Raw genomic sequence first — 13,236 nt, 5'->3', positions numbered from 1 at the left:
GTGCCACGATCTCCGCGTGACGACGACCGAACGCGGCATCCCGCCGATGCAGGCCGATCCGGTGACCACGCTCGCCGGGTGGCTCGACTTCTACCGGGCCACCCTGATCGGCAGGTGCGACGGACTGACCGACGAGCAGCTGCGCCGTGCGCCGGTGGAGCCGTCGTCGATGACGCTGCTCGGGCTGGTCCGGCACCTGGCTGCGGTCGAGCGGAACTGGTTCCGCACGGTGCTGGGCGGCGCGGACCTCCCGCCGCTGCACGGCCGCGAGGCGGGGACCGGCCACGACGGTGGGTTCGAGCTCGACGGCACCGGGTTCGCCGAGGCTCTCGCCGCCTGGGAGGACGAGGTCGCGCACGCCCGCGCGGTCTGCGCCGAGGCCGGACCGGACGGCACCGGCTCGCTCGACGGGCACGAGGTGTCGGTGGTGTGGGTGCTGACCCACGTCGTCGCCGAGTACGCGCGGCACTGCGGGCACGCGGACCTGATCCGGGAGCGCATCGACGGGCGCACCGGGGTCTGACGGTCAGCCCCCGCCGCGGTAGGTGCCGAACGTCCAGAGGTTGCCCTCGGTGTCGGTGACCGCGCACGCGTAGGCCGGGCCGCCCGCCGCGAACGCCGTCCGGTGGGGCGCCGCCGGCACGGTCGCGCCGGCGGTGACGGCCCGCTCGTGGACGGCGTCGACCCCCTCCTCGGACGCGACGGCCACGTAGACCGCACCCGCCCGAAACCCGGCGTGGACGCCGTCGTCGTGCTTGGTCCCTCCGAACAGGACGGTGCCACCGCCCGGCCAGGAGAGCTCGGCGTGCACGACGTCGCCGACGTCGTCCCGGATCACCACGGTCTCGGTGAAACCGAGACCGGTGAGGAACCGCAGCGCCGCACCGGGGACGTCGTAGTGCAGGACCGGCCACACCGTCGAGGTCATGGCTCCAACCTACGGCGCGGACAGGGTGTCACCTGCCAGGCTGGGTGCGTGAGCGCTCCCAGCGTCGACGGTCGCCGGTTCACCGCTGTCGCGAACACCGGCGACGGCGAGGTCGGCCGGGCCACCGTCTTCGACTACCACGAGACCGACGGCCTGGTCTGGGCCGAGTACGGCGGCGGCGCGGTCCGGCTCGGCCGGCTCGTCGGCACCCGGGACGGCGACGTCCTGCGGTTCCGCTACGTGCACGTCGCCGAGGACGGTTCGACCAGCTCCGGGCGTTGCGAGGCCCGCCTCGAGGTGCTGCCCGACGGCCGGCTGCGCTCGCACGAGGACTGGTGCTGGGAGTCCCGGCCCGGGGCCGGGACCAGCATCGTCGAGGAGATCGCCTGATCAGACCGGCACGGCGGCCGGACGGGTGTCGGCGCGGGCGTCGACGCCGTGGATCCAGGCCAGCCAGGGGTCCAGCCCGGCCAGCCCCGCGTCCCGGCTGCCGGCGGCCTCGCCGTCGGGCAGGTGCAGCAGGTCCGAGGTGACCAGCGAGCTGCGCTGCACCTGGCGGGTGCGGGTCCGGCGCAGCCGCTCGTAGCGGGCGAACGCGGGGCCCGGGTCGGCGCCGGCGGAGGCCAGCAGGTCGGCGAGCACGACGGCGTCCTCGATGGACTGGTTCGCGCCCTGGCCGTGGTGCGGCAGCATGGTGTGCGCGGCGTCGCCGAGGATCACCACCCGCCCCGCCGACCAGCGCGACAGCGGCGGGAGCGTGTACAGCGGCCAGTGCGCGGACTGCGGGACGGCCTCGACCATCTCGCGGACGGCCGGCGCCCAGCCGGCGAACGCCCGGGCCAGGGTGCCGGGCTCGGCGGCGGCCGGGCCGGAACCCGCGTCCCACCGCTCGGGGCCCTCCAGCACGGCGAGGAAGTTGACCTCACCGCCGTCGGGGCCGATCGCGTAGTGCAGGAGGTGCGCGTCCGGGCCCATCCAGAACTGGATGGCCTGCGGGTCCGGCAGCGACGGCAGGTCGGCGACGCCGACGATGCCCCGGAACCCGGACGTCCCGGTGTAGACCGGCCGGGCGTGCGGGTCGACGACCGCGCGCAGCCGCGAGTGGACCCCGTCCGCGCCGACGACGACCGACGCCGTCGCGGTCTCCCCGGAGGCGAGGGACAGCGCGACGTGGTCGCCGTGGTCCGTGACGCCGGTGACCTCGCTGCTCAGCCGGATCGTCCCCGGCGGGCAGGCCCCGGACAGGATCCGCTGGAACTCGGCGCGGTGGATGCCCAGGTAGGGGGCCCCGAACCGGTCGCGGTAGGAGCCGTCGGCGCCGACCGGGAACGCGGTGACGCGGTCGTGGGTCCGCCAGCCGCGGTGCACCAGCTCGGTCGGCTGGGTCGCGACCGCCTCCAGCTGCCCGAGCAGCCCGAGCTCGTCCATCGGGCGCAGGCCGTTCGCGGACAGCGCCACCGCGGCGCCGACCTCGCGCAGTTCGCCGGCCCGCTCGTACACGGTCACCGGTACCCCGCGTGCGTGCAGCGACAGGGCCAGCGTGAGCCCGCCGATCCCGGCCCCGACGATCGCCACTGATCCGTCCATATCCGGATCCTCACACGTACACCGGGTGGTTTTCCTGACGCAGAACGTCTCACCGGTGACCAGGTTCCGCTCGGGGCCGGGGCCGGGGCCGGGGCCGGGGCCGGGACGACGACGGCGCCGGCACCCCGGGAGCCCAGGGGTGCCGGCGCCGTCACGTGACCGCCGGTGCCGACCGTCAGCCGGTCGGGGACTCCTGCTCCCCGTCACCGGGGGCCGGGTCCTGGCCGAGCTGGTTCGGCGGGAACCGCAACGGCGGCAGCTCCTGTAGCGGCGGCTGCGGGGCGTTGCCCACCTCCGGCGGCACGGGGACGCCCTGGAGCGGGTTGCCCACCGGCTCCAGCGGGTCGGCCGGGGCGAACGTGCCCGGCCGCTCCAGGCCACCGGAGTCGGTGCCGTCGAACGACTCGGTGCGGTCGCAGCCGTCGAGCATGACGGTCAGCGGGCCGTCGGTGTGCACGTCGAGCCGGGCGTCGCAGCTCACGCCGGCCCGCTCCGGATCGACCGTGACCGCGCCGACTCCCGCCGAGCGGACCTCCAGCACGTCCTCCGCACCGGCGTCCACCGGCTCGTCGAGGTGCCGGTACTCGCGCAGGTACGGGTTGACCGGGGAGAACGTGCCCTCGGTCTGCCCGATCTCGCGTTGCGGTGCCGGCACGGGTGCCTCGGTGATCCCCTGACCGCGGCTGACGACGTCGATCGTGCCCAGCTGCTGCGGGTCGCGCGAGGCGATGCCGGACAGCCAGTAGGCGTGGTCGCCCACCAGGCCCGACCCCGGGTCGTCCATCAGCGGGTTCCGCACGTAGGTCACGTGGTGCGGGTCGACCGCGCGCGGCTCGTCGCCGAGCCAGTCGGTGGTGAGGTCCCACATCCCGTTCTTGCACATCACCAGGTGCTCGGCGCCCACGCCGACGTGGCTGACGAACTCGTAGTCGTAGTCGCCCGCCGCGTACAGGTCGGCCCGCTCGCGGGTGATGTTGTAGGGGATGAAGTCGTCGTTCACGCCCGCCCACTCCATCACCGGCTGGTTGCGCCGGCTGGGCAGCAGCTCGGAGATCTTCGACCCCGGCTCGTGCTTCGTCACCGTGTCGACGCCGGCGTTCTCCGCGACCTCGTCGGCGACGCCGTTGACCCCCGGGAGCGACGGCGCGACGTTCAGCCCGTCGCAGACGAACGCCTTGGTGAACACGTCCGGGAAGGTCAGCGACAGCTTGTTCGCGGTGTAGGCGCCGGAGGAGAACCCGGCCATCGTGGTCCGCTCGGTGTCGAGGTCGTAGTGCCTGCGGGCGTCGGCCACCGCCTCGAACACGACGGCGCCGCCCTGGCCGTAGCCCCAGTTGTCGGCGCCGCGGAAGTCGACGTCGATCATCATCGTCGGGTCGTCCGGGCGCTCGGCGAGCTGCCGGTAGAGGTCCTTGTCGCCCGCGACGTCGTCGCCGGGGCGCAGGGCGTACCCGTTGGTCCAGACCATCGACGACCAGCCCTCGGACGGGGCCCCGGTCTCGGGGACGTAGACCATGTAGCGCTGCATCCGGCCCGCCAGGTCGGGGACGCAGTCGTCGCGGCAGGGGTAGCCGAACGACAGGCTCGGGCGCTGGTCACCGGACCCCTCGCCGGACCCGGTGGCGATGCCGCCCTGCTGGGTGCCGGTCCCCGGGGCCGGTCCGCCCGGGTCCGACGGCAGCCGCCTGCCCTGCTCGGTCTCGAACTCCGAGGCGAACACGCGTGTCATGTAGCCGCTGGTCGGGACGCCCGACTCGTCGTCGGTGCCGCTGCGCAGCTTCCCGAAGTCGACGTCGGCGTGGAACGGGCTGAGGTCACCGGTCGCGATCGCGAGCCGCTGGTCGTTGTTGCGGTAGGGCGCCTCGAACGGCTCCTGGAACCGGAACGCGGCGTCGAAGAACGCCGACGGCGTCGGGTCCCCGACGACCGCGCCGCCCGGGTGCGTCTCGTCGGCCGTCGCCCGTGGGGTCAGGTAGGCGTCGGCGTCGCGGTCCCACAATCCGGCCGCGGCGGCGATCCGCTGCGTCCCGTCCGCCGGGTCCCACGCGGAGTGCGGGACCCGGATCTCGACCTGCCGTCGCTCGACGTCGACCCGCACATCGGGGGCGTCGGGCAGGGTCTCCCCGGTGGCGGCGTCGGTGACGTCCCCGCCCGTGCCGTGCACGGTCACGAACCGCTCCGCGGGCATCACGGTGTGGGCGCCGTGCGGTGCCTCGCGCGGTGCGTCGGAGTCCCCCAGCGCCAGGGTGAGACCGAGGAGCTCCGGGTCGGTCATCGTGTTCATCGTGACCCGGAACAGGGTCGCGTCGTCCTCGGGTTTCGCCCGGACCTCGAGGATGTCGGCGGCGTTGCGCCGGTACCCGGCGGCCTCGGGGTAGGTGTAGTTGCGCAGCAGGGTGTCGTTCGGCCAGCGGTACTGGTTGCCGCCGCCCTCGTCGTCGTAGACGCAACCCTGGTGCACGTACTCACCGGCGCGGTAGGCGCTCGTCATGCAGATCCCGATCGGGTCCGCCGACCACGGTCCGGTGTTCTGCAGCTGGGGTGCGTCGACGGCCGGGGCGCGCAGCAGGTCGGGGCCCGCCGTGTCGCCGGCGCCGGGGTCGCCCGGTGCGGCGAGCGCCGACCCGGCACCGACGGCCGCGCCGGCGACGAGCCCGGCCACGACGAGCACGACGCCGACTCGCTTCGTCCTTCTCATGGGGAGCCTTCCACCGGTGACCGCGGCCCGCGCCTCGTTGCGCGGTGGGGTCCGGACGGATCACCGGTACAGGGCACAACGGACCGTCCGTAACCCGGTGACGTGCGCGGATGATCCGGCTCTACTCCGAATGGGCTAAGACGATGCGGCTCTCAATCGACCGGGCGGAATCCGGGGGAAAGGATCAGGGCGAACCCCGAGCATCGCCCCCGGGTGGGCGGGCACCCTGGAACCATGCTGCGGCTCATCCTGAACGTGATCTGGCTGGTGCTCTCGGGCTTCTGGCTGTTCCTCGGCTACCTGGCCGCCGGGATCGTCGCCTGCGTGCTGATCGTGACGATCCCGTTCGGCATCGCCGCGTTCCGCATCGGCTTCTACGCGCTCTGGCCGTTCGGCCGGGACGTGGTGCGCCGACCCACGGCCGGGGTGGCGTCCACGATCGGGAACGTGCTGTGGATCCTGCTGTTCGGGTGGTGGCTGGTGCTCGGGCACATCGGCACGGCGATCGCACTGGCGATCACGATCGTCGGGCTGCCGCTCGCCTGGGCGAACCTGAAGCTGATCCCGGTGTCGCTGTTCCCGCTGGGCTCGCAGGTCGTCGACACCGACGACTACGTGCCGGGGTCGCGCATCGCGACGTGAGCCCGGCCGGTCAGCCCGCGTCGGAGAGGAACTCGGCGCCGGCCCGGGCGAGCAGCCCCGGGTCGTGCACCCCGCACAGCTCGCGGGCCGAGTGCATGGACAGCACCGGGATCCCGACGTCGACCGTCCGGATCCCCAGCCGCGTCGCCATGATCGGCCCGACCGTCGACCCGCACGGCACCGTGTTCTTCGAGACGAACACCTGGCTCGGCACGTCCGCCGTGCGGCACGCCCGCTTCCACGCGGCCGCGCCGGGCGCGTCGGTGGCGTAGCGCTGTACCGCGTTGACCTTCAGCGACGGGCCGGAGTTCGGCACCGACAGGTGGTCCGGGTCGTGCTTGTCGAGGTGGTTCGGGTGCGCCGCGTGGGTGACGTCCACCGACAGGCAGCGGGACCGGGCGAACACCGGTCGGCGGGCGTCGAACCCGCCGGCGAGGCGGGTCAGCACGGTCTCCAGCAGCGGGCCCGCGGCGCCGGTGGCGGTGTCGGAACCGATCTCCTCGTGGTCGAACCCGACGAACACCGGCACCGTGTCCGGGTCGCGCCGCGCGGTCTCGATCAGCGCGGTGATCCCCGCGTGGACCGACGCGAGGTTGTCCAGCCGGGGCGCAGCGAGGAGTTCGTCGTCACGGCCGAGGGTGGCGGGCGGGGTGAGGTCGTAGGTGAACAGGTCGTGCGCGGCGACGTCGCCGGGGTCCTCGTCGGCGAGCACGGCCAGGAACTCCAGCAGGTCACCGCCGCCGGGGTCGCCGAGCCCCCAGACGGGGAGCAGGTGTCGTTGCGGGTCCAGGGTGAGCCCCTGGTTCACGCCGCGGTCGAGGTGGATCGCGAGCTGCGGGATGCGCAGCAGCGGCCGGTCCACCCGCACCGGGACGACCCGGCCGTCGTAGAGCGCCAGCCGTCCGGCCAGCCCGAGGTCGCGGTCCAGCCAGGAGTTCCACAGCGCTCCGCCGTAGACCTCGACACCGACCTGCCGCCAGCCCGCGGCGCCGACGTCCGGGTTCGGCTTGACCTTGAAACCGGGGGAGTCGGTGTGCGCCGCGAAGATCCGCAGCGGCCGCTCGCCGGGTGTCGCGCGCTGCCACCAGGCGAGCACGGTGCCGTCGCGCACGAGGTAGCGGCCGCCGGGGCCGTCGACCCAGGGCCCGTCCTCGGGCTGCTCGACGAACCCGGCCGCGGTCAGCCTGCGGACGGCCTCGGCCACCGCGTGGTACGGCGACGGGCTCGCGGTGAGGAACGAGGCGAGATCACGTGCAGCGTCGGTCACGTAAGGCATCCTGGCAGCAATGACTGGAGGGGCGAGGACGGACGTCCACGACGTGATCGTGGTCGGCGCGGGATCCGCCGGTTGCACGCTGGCCGGCCGGCTGGCCGAGCGCGGTGTCCGGACGGCGCTGGTCGAGGCGGGCGAGATCGTCGTCCCGCCGGAGTCCACACCGATCGCGTCGCTCGCGGCGACCACCCCGGGGCACGTCCTGAACTGGGCCTATCGGGCGACCCTGTGCCAGGGCCGGGAGTGCACGGTGCCCCGCGGCCGGGTGCTCGGCGGCTCCGGCGCGATCAACGGCGGCTACTTCGTCCGGGCGGTGCCCGCCGACTTCGCCGACTGGGCGATCCCGGGCTGGTCCTACGACGACGTCCTGCCCTACTACCGGCGCCTCGAGCGCGACCTGGACTTCTGCACCTCCGACGCGCACGGCGACGCCGGCCCGCTGCGGATCTCCCGGCCGGCCGGGCACCTGCTGGCCCCCGTCACCGACCCGTTCCTGCAGGCGTGTGCCGCGCTGGGGTACTCCGAGGAGCCGGACAAGAACGCCGGCGGCAGGCCGGGGGCGGGCCCGGTCCCGACCAACGCCGTCGACGGGAAGCGGATCAGCGCCGCGACGGCGTACCTCCCGCCGCCGTGGGGGAACGCCGAGTGGCAGGACGCGCTGACCGTCTACGGCGGACGCGCCGTCGACACCCTGCTGTTCGACGGCGACCGGGTCACCGGCGTCCGGTTCGGTGACACGGAGCTGTACGCGGCGGAGACCGTCGTCGCGGCGGGAGCGGTGGGGAGCCCGGCCCTGCTGCAGCGTTCCGGGATCGGACCGGAGGACACCCTGCGCTCGGCGGGCGTCGCGGTGCGCCACGAGCTGCCGGGGGTCGGCCGCGGCTGGTCGGATCACCCGTCGGTGTTCCTGCCGCTGCGCAGCGGACTGCCCGACCCGCACCCGGACGCCGTCGCCGGGCAGGCCGCGCTGAACCTCGACTCCGGCACCGACCCCGCGGGCGACCTGGAGGTCCTGTTGTTCGCGCACCCGTTCGCGCCGGGCGGGCCCGCGCACCTGATGTGCGCGGTGCAGCACCCGGACAGCCGCGGGATGCTCGCGATCACCTCGCCCGAGCACGCCGACCCGCCACGGCTGAACTTCCGCTACCTGCAGACCACCTCGGACCGGCACCGGATGCGGGCCGCGGTGCGGGTCGCCGCGGAGATCCTCCGCGCCGCGGGCTGGGACCGGGCCGGCCCGGACGACGGCGGCCCGGCCGGCTGGGAGCTCGGCAACGACACCCGGCTCGACGAGTGGATCCACGGCAGGCTGACGACGTCGGTGCACCTGTCCGGCAGCGCGGCGATGGGGACCGGGCCGGACGCCGTCGTCGGGCCGGACCTGTGCGTGCACGGTCTGGACGGGCTGCGGGTGGCCGACACCTCGGTGCTGCCGTCGGCACCGCGGCGCGGCCCGGCCGCGACCGCCGTCATGATCGGGGAGCGGGCCGCCGACCTGGTCGGCGGCTGACCGGCCCGACGAGGAGGAACCATGCGCGACGAGGTCACGGTGCACGTGCGGGCACCGGCCCACGAGATCTGGGAGCTGGTCGCCGACGTGCGCAACACCGGCCGGTTCTCCCCGGAGACCCTCGAGGCCGAGTGGCTCGACGGCGCGACCGGCCCGGCACCGGGTGCCCGGTTCCGCGGGCACGTCAAGCGCAACGGCCGCGGGCCGATGTACTGGACCGTCTGCCGGGTCACGGCGTGCGAGCCGGGGCGCGAGTTCGGGTTCGCCGTGCTGGCGGGGAGCCGGACGATCAACACCTGGCACTACCGGTTCACCCCGGCCGGCGACGGGACCGACGTCACGGAGTCGTTCGCGCTGGCCGACAACGTGGGCACCCGGATCTACTGGGCGATCGCGGGGCGGGCCCGGCGGCGGACCAATCTGCGCGGGATGACCGAGACCCTGCACCGGATCCGGGAGGTCGCCGAGGGCGCCCGGTCCGACGACGGCGGGGCGGGCGCGTCCGGATGATCCGGCCGGCGGTGCCCGCCGACGTGGCGGCCATGCGGGAGATCGAACGGGCGGCCGGCGAGCCGTTCCGTGCGATCGGGCTCGACGTCGTCGCCGACGACGAGCCGCTCCCCGGTGCCGTCCTCGTCGCCTACGCGGCCGCGGGCCGGGCGTTCGTCGACGTGCGCGACGGCGCACCGGCCGGCTACCTGATCACCGAGGTCGTCGACGGCTGCGCCCACCTCGAGCAGGTGTCGGTGCTGCCCCGGATGCGCGGCAGGCGCATCGGGGAGGGGCTGGTCGAGCACCTCGCCGGCTGGGCGCGGGACCGGCGGCTGCCCGCGCTCACCCTGACCACGTACCGGGACGTGCCGTGGAACGGGCCGTACTGGGTGCGGCTCGGCTTCCGGGAGCTGGTCGAGCTGACCCCGGGTCTGCGGGCGATCCGCGCCGAGGAGACCGCCCGTGGCCTGGACGTGTGGCCGCGCCTGGCGATGCGCCGCGACCTGGGCTGAGGGCCGTAGGCTCGGCCCATGACCTCGGTGAACCCGTTCCTGGCTCCGAGCGAGCTGCCGTACGGCCTGCCCGACACCACCCGGATCGCCGACGAGCACTTCCTCCCGGCGTTCGAGGCGGGCATGGCGCAGCAGCGCGCCGAGGTGGCGGAGATCGTCGCGGGTGGTGAGCCGACGTTCGAGAACACGGTCGTCGCGCTGGAACGGTCCGGCGCCGTCCTGGACCGGGTGTCGCGGCTGTTCTTCACCCTCGTCTCGTCGCACACCTCGCCCGCGGTGCAGGAGATCGAGGCGACGGTCGCCCCGCAGCTCGCCGCGCACGCCGACGCGGTCGCCCTCGATCCCGGGCTGTTCGCCCGGATCGACGCGCTGCACGCCCGCCGGGACTCCCTCGGGCTCGGTCCCGAGGCGCTGCGCCTGCTGGAGCGCCACCACCGCGACATGGTCCGCGCCGGTGCCCGGCTGGGCGGTGCGGAGCAGGAGCGGCTGCGCGAGCTCAACGCCGAGCTGTCCGGCCTGACCACGTCGTTCGGTGCGAGCCTGCTGGCCGGGGCGAACGCGGCCGCCGTGCACGTGACCGACCGGGAGCGGCTCGACGGCCTGTCCGACGACGCCGTCTCCGCCGCCGCGGCGGCCGCCCGCGACCGCGGGTACGACGGCGGCTGGCTGATCACCCTGGTGCTCCCGACCACGCAGCCCGCCCTCGCCGTTCTCACCGACCGGTCGCTGCGGGAGGAGCTGCACCGGGCGTCGGTGACCCGGGGCCTCGGCGGCGCGCACGACACCCGCGACACGGTCCTGGCGATCGCCCGGCTGCGCGCCGAGCGGGCCCGGCTGCTCGGGTACCCGGACCATGCGTCCTACGTCATCGACGACGCCACGGCCGGCACCGCCGCCGCGGCCGGGGAGATGCTGGAGTCGCTGGTCCCGGCCGCCGTCGCGAACGCCGACCGGGAGACGGCGGAGCTCGCCGATCTCGCCGGCGGTGCGATCGAGCCGTGGGACCGGGCGTTCCACGCCGAGCGGGTCCGCCGCGAGCGGTACGCCGTCGACGACGCGGTGCTGCGGCCGTACCTGAGTGCCGAGCGCGTGATCCACGACGGTGTGTTCCGCGCGGCCGGGCTGCTGTACGGCGTGAGCTTCACCGAGCGCACCGACCTGCCCGCCCACCACCCGGACGTCCGCTGGTGGGAGGTCCGCGACGGCGACGGCCGGGTGCTCGGACTGTTCGGTGCGGACCTGTGGGCGCGGCCCTCGAAGCGCGGCGGGGCGTGGATGAACGCGCTCGTCGACCAGTCGTCGCTGCTGGGGACGACGCCCGTCGTGCTGAACACGCTGAACCTGGTCAAGCCGGCCGCGGGCGAGCCCGCGCTGCTGTCCCTCGACGAGGTCCGCACCCTGTTCCACGAGTTCGGGCACGCCCTGCACGGCCTCTTCTCCGCGGTGGAGTACCCGACGTTCTCCGGGACGTCGGTGCCGCGGGACTTCGTCGAGTTCCCCAGCCAGGTCAACGAGATGTGGCTGAGCGACCCGGAGATCCTGGCGTCGTTCGCGCGGCACCACGCGACCGGTGAGCCGCTGCCGCCGGAGCTGCTGTCGGCGGCGCTGTCCGCCCGCGGATACGGCGAGGGCTTCGCCACCACCGAGTACCTGGCGGCGTCGTTGCTGGACCAGGCGTGGCACCGGCTCTCACCGGAGGAGGCGGGGGCGGTGACCGACGTCGCCGCGTTCGAGCAGCAGGCACTGGAGGCGGCGGGGATCGCGCACCCGCTGATCCCGCCGCGCTACCGCACGACCTACTTCAACCACGTCTTCGGCGGCAGCGGGTACGCGGCCGCGTACTACTCCTACATCTGGGCCGAGGTGCTCGACGCCGACACCGTCGCCTGGTTCGCCGAGAACGGTGGTCTGCGCCGCGGCAACGGCGACCGGTTCCGCCGTGAGGTGCTCTCCCGCGGCGGGGCGGTGGACGCGATGGAGGCGTACCGCGCGTTCCGCGGACGGGACCCGGAGATCGGCCCGCTGCTGGAGCGCCGCGGGCTGACCGTGGACTGAACGCCCGCCGGACACGACACCGCCCGTCGTCCGGTGGGGAGCGCCGGGCGGCGGGCGGTGTCGTCGTGCGGGAGGGTCACGAGTACTGGCGCATCCAGGCCACCTGCATCTCCGACGGCTGGGGCGACCCGCCCGACGGGAAGTAGTCCAGCTGGACCGTGGCGTGCATCGGGCCCGGGGGCAGCGTCTCCGGGTCGGTCGACCGGAAGAACTCGACGCCGTTGACGTAGCCGACGATCGCGTCCGGCGTCCACTCGACGGCGTAGTTGTTCCACTGGGTGATGTCGAGATCGGTCTTGGCGTGCTTCTGCGAGTTGTCCGACCCGTAGTGCAGGAAGAACGACACGTCCTCGCTGGCGCTGGTGGTCTCGGCGAAGTCGACCTCGCCGCCCTCCGGCCAGGAGATCTCGCTCGGCCACAGCAGCAGCACCGGGTGGTACTGCTCGTCGCCCTTCGGGAACTTCGCCCGCATCTCCCACTTGCCGTACTTCTGCGGGGTGTCCCAGGCGATGCCGCCGGTGTTGCCCTCGGAGTCGCCACGGATGACGAGGTTGCCGTTCTCGACCGACACGGCGTCCGGGGTGCGGCGGCCCTGCCCGTCGTGGCCGGCGCCGTCGTAGGCGCTCCAGTTCTCGCCGAGCGAGGAGCCGGTGAACTCGTCGCCGCCGATGGCCTGCCAGCCCAGCTTCAGCGCGGCCTGGATCCCGTCACCGACGACCTGGGCGGCGCCGCCGACCGGGCCGGCGGGTGCGGATCCCGTGCCCGAGCCGGAATCCGGACCGGACTCCGCGGCGCGCTCGGCGGCGGCCTTGCGCTCCGCGGCGCGCCGTTCGGCGGCCTCGGCGGCGGCGATCGCCGGTCCGATCTGGCCGGACGCACCCTGGGCGACGTCACCCATCGCGGACCCGCCGCCGTCGCCGATGCCGGTCGTCGCGGTGCCGACGCCGTCGGAGACCGACCGGCGCGACGCGTCCACCAGGGTGGTGCTCAGCGAGGGGTCCTCGGCGCCGGGCTGCAGCAGCGTCACCACGAGCGTGGCGGCGAGGATCGCGGCCACGCCCACGCCGAGCGGGCCGTAGCGGCGGAGCCGGGACCGGCCGGCCGGTGCGGCCCGGTCGATCTCGACGACCGACGAGTCACCCGCTCCGGTCCCCGCGTCCGCGGGACCGGCGGGCTCGTGCAGCTCGGCGATCGCGACACCGCTCGTCCCGCGGGCGGCGTGCCGCGCACCGTGCGCACCGTCGTCGGGCTCGTCCCCGGCCTCGCGGTGCGAGAACAGCTCGACCGGCGCGTCCGGGACGGCCGGTGGATCGAGCGTCGTCGTCGCGGAGCGTGCGGGGGCACCGGGTGCCCACCCGCTCGCGTCGACCGCGTCCGGGTCCGCCCACGGCGAACGGGACACCCGGACCTCGGCCGACCGGCCACTCCGCGTGACACCGGTGGGGGAGTCCGCCTCGGCGGCACCGGTGTCGTCACCGTCCCCGGCGCGGCGGGCACGGTGACGCCCGGAGGCGGTCACCGGTTCCTGCAGCAGGGTCG

General features: G+C 74.6%; 12 protein-coding genes. 7 read left to right on the top strand and 5 right to left on the bottom strand.

Translation table 11 applies throughout. The features are described from left to right. Positions 1–16 precede the first annotated feature (16 nt). On the top strand, positions 17–523 hold the full coding sequence (locus PP1_RS15855; protein WP_010226431.1) for a DinB family protein: 507 nt from the start codon (positions 17–19) through the stop codon (positions 521–523). Between the two features lie 3 nt (positions 524–526). On the opposite strand, the gene PP1_RS15850 is transcribed toward PP1_RS15855, so the two are convergent. After that, a complete protein-coding gene (locus PP1_RS15850; RefSeq protein ID WP_010226429.1) occupies positions 527–928 on the bottom strand; it encodes a VOC family protein in 402 nt (133 codons plus the stop codon). Between the two features lie 48 nt (positions 929–976). Here PP1_RS15850 and PP1_RS15845 point away from each other — a divergent pair, with 48 nt between their 5' ends. Beyond that, positions 977–1,318 (top strand): hypothetical protein, encoded by a 342-nt coding sequence (locus tag PP1_RS15845; protein ID WP_010226426.1) that lies wholly within the window; start codon positions 977–979, stop codon positions 1,316–1,318. Here PP1_RS15845 and PP1_RS15840 read toward each other — a convergent pair whose 3' ends face one another. Beyond that, positions 1,319–2,515: an FAD-dependent monooxygenase gene (locus PP1_RS15840; protein WP_029239307.1), complete on the bottom strand. Its 1,197-nt coding sequence runs from the start codon at positions 2,513–2,515 to the stop codon at positions 1,319–1,321. It lies immediately after the preceding gene. 175 nt (positions 2,516–2,690) lie between these two features. Next, positions 2,691–5,213, bottom strand: a complete 2,523-nt coding sequence (locus PP1_RS15835; RefSeq protein WP_170918869.1) for a hypothetical protein — start codon at positions 5,211–5,213, stop codon at positions 2,691–2,693. Between the two features lie 237 nt (positions 5,214–5,450). On the opposite strand from PP1_RS15835, the gene PP1_RS15830 reads away from it, so the two are divergent. Then, positions 5,451–5,855 (top strand): YccF domain-containing protein, encoded by a 405-nt coding sequence (locus tag PP1_RS15830; RefSeq protein WP_029239948.1) that lies wholly within the window; start codon positions 5,451–5,453, stop codon positions 5,853–5,855. A gap of 10 nt (positions 5,856–5,865) precedes the next feature. Here the strand turns inward: PP1_RS15830 and PP1_RS15825 are convergent, their stop codons facing one another. Continuing rightward, a complete protein-coding gene (locus PP1_RS15825) occupies positions 5,866–7,131 on the bottom strand; it encodes a M18 family aminopeptidase (RefSeq protein ID WP_033200487.1) in 1,266 nt (421 codons plus the stop codon). A 10-nt stretch (positions 7,132–7,141) separates the two neighbouring features. Here PP1_RS15825 and PP1_RS15820 point away from each other — a divergent pair, with 10 nt between their 5' ends. The 4 genes from PP1_RS15820 to PP1_RS15805 are packed head-to-tail and all read left to right on the top strand — an operon-like array spanning position 7,142 to position 11,697. After that, positions 7,142–8,638, top strand: a complete 1,497-nt coding sequence (locus PP1_RS15820; RefSeq protein WP_029239949.1) for a GMC family oxidoreductase — start codon at positions 7,142–7,144, stop codon at positions 8,636–8,638. Between the two features lie 21 nt (positions 8,639–8,659). Next, a complete protein-coding gene (locus PP1_RS15815) occupies positions 8,660–9,148 on the top strand; it encodes an SRPBCC family protein (protein WP_010241116.1) in 489 nt (162 codons plus the stop codon). Beyond that, the gene (locus tag PP1_RS15810) at positions 9,145–9,642 is read left to right on the top strand and encodes a GNAT family N-acetyltransferase (protein WP_010241118.1); all 498 of its coding nucleotides are present in this window, start codon (positions 9,145–9,147) and stop codon (positions 9,640–9,642) included. Before PP1_RS15815 ends, PP1_RS15810 begins: the two co-directional genes overlap by 4 nt. 18 nt (positions 9,643–9,660) lie before the next feature. Then, positions 9,661–11,697 (top strand): M3 family metallopeptidase, encoded by a 2,037-nt coding sequence (locus tag PP1_RS15805; RefSeq protein ID WP_010241119.1) that lies wholly within the window; start codon positions 9,661–9,663, stop codon positions 11,695–11,697. A 76-nt stretch (positions 11,698–11,773) separates the two neighbouring features. Here the strand turns inward: PP1_RS15805 and PP1_RS15800 are convergent, their stop codons facing one another. Next, a complete protein-coding gene (locus PP1_RS15800; RefSeq protein WP_139323736.1) occupies positions 11,774–13,216 on the bottom strand; it encodes a glycoside hydrolase family 16 protein in 1,443 nt (480 codons plus the stop codon). Between the last annotated feature and the right edge of the window lie 20 nt (positions 13,217–13,236).

It is taken from the genome of Pseudonocardia sp. P1 (assembly GCF_000178675.2).
Lineage (GTDB): Bacteria > Actinomycetota > Actinomycetes > Mycobacteriales > Pseudonocardiaceae > Pseudonocardia.
The sequence above is the reverse complement of the archived record's forward strand: the minus strand, read 5'-3'. Positions and strand labels throughout refer to the sequence as shown.

Excerpts from the sequence above, each read along its gene's own strand:
- PP1_RS15835 (WP_170918869.1), bottom strand. The coding sequence starts at position 5,213 with ATGAGAAGGACGAAGCGAGTCGGCGTCGTGCTCGTCGTGGCCGGGCTC.
- PP1_RS15825 (WP_033200487.1), bottom strand. The coding sequence starts at position 7,131 with ATGCCTTACGTGACCGACGCTGCACGTGATCTCGCCTCGTTCCTCACC.
- PP1_RS15815 (WP_010241116.1), top strand. The coding sequence starts at position 8,660 with ATGCGCGACGAGGTCACGGTGCACGTGCGGGCACCGGCCCACGAGATC.
- PP1_RS15805 (WP_010241119.1), top strand. The coding sequence starts at position 9,661 with ATGACCTCGGTGAACCCGTTCCTGGCTCCGAGCGAGCTGCCGTACGGC.
- PP1_RS15810 (WP_010241118.1), top strand. The coding sequence starts at position 9,145 with ATGATCCGGCCGGCGGTGCCCGCCGACGTGGCGGCCATGCGGGAGATC.
- PP1_RS15850 (WP_010226429.1), bottom strand. The coding sequence starts at position 928 with ATGACCTCGACGGTGTGGCCGGTCCTGCACTACGACGTCCCCGGTGCG.
- PP1_RS15820 (WP_029239949.1), top strand. The coding sequence starts at position 7,142 with ATGACTGGAGGGGCGAGGACGGACGTCCACGACGTGATCGTGGTCGGC.
- PP1_RS15840 (WP_029239307.1), bottom strand. The coding sequence starts at position 2,515 with ATGGACGGATCAGTGGCGATCGTCGGGGCCGGGATCGGCGGGCTCACG.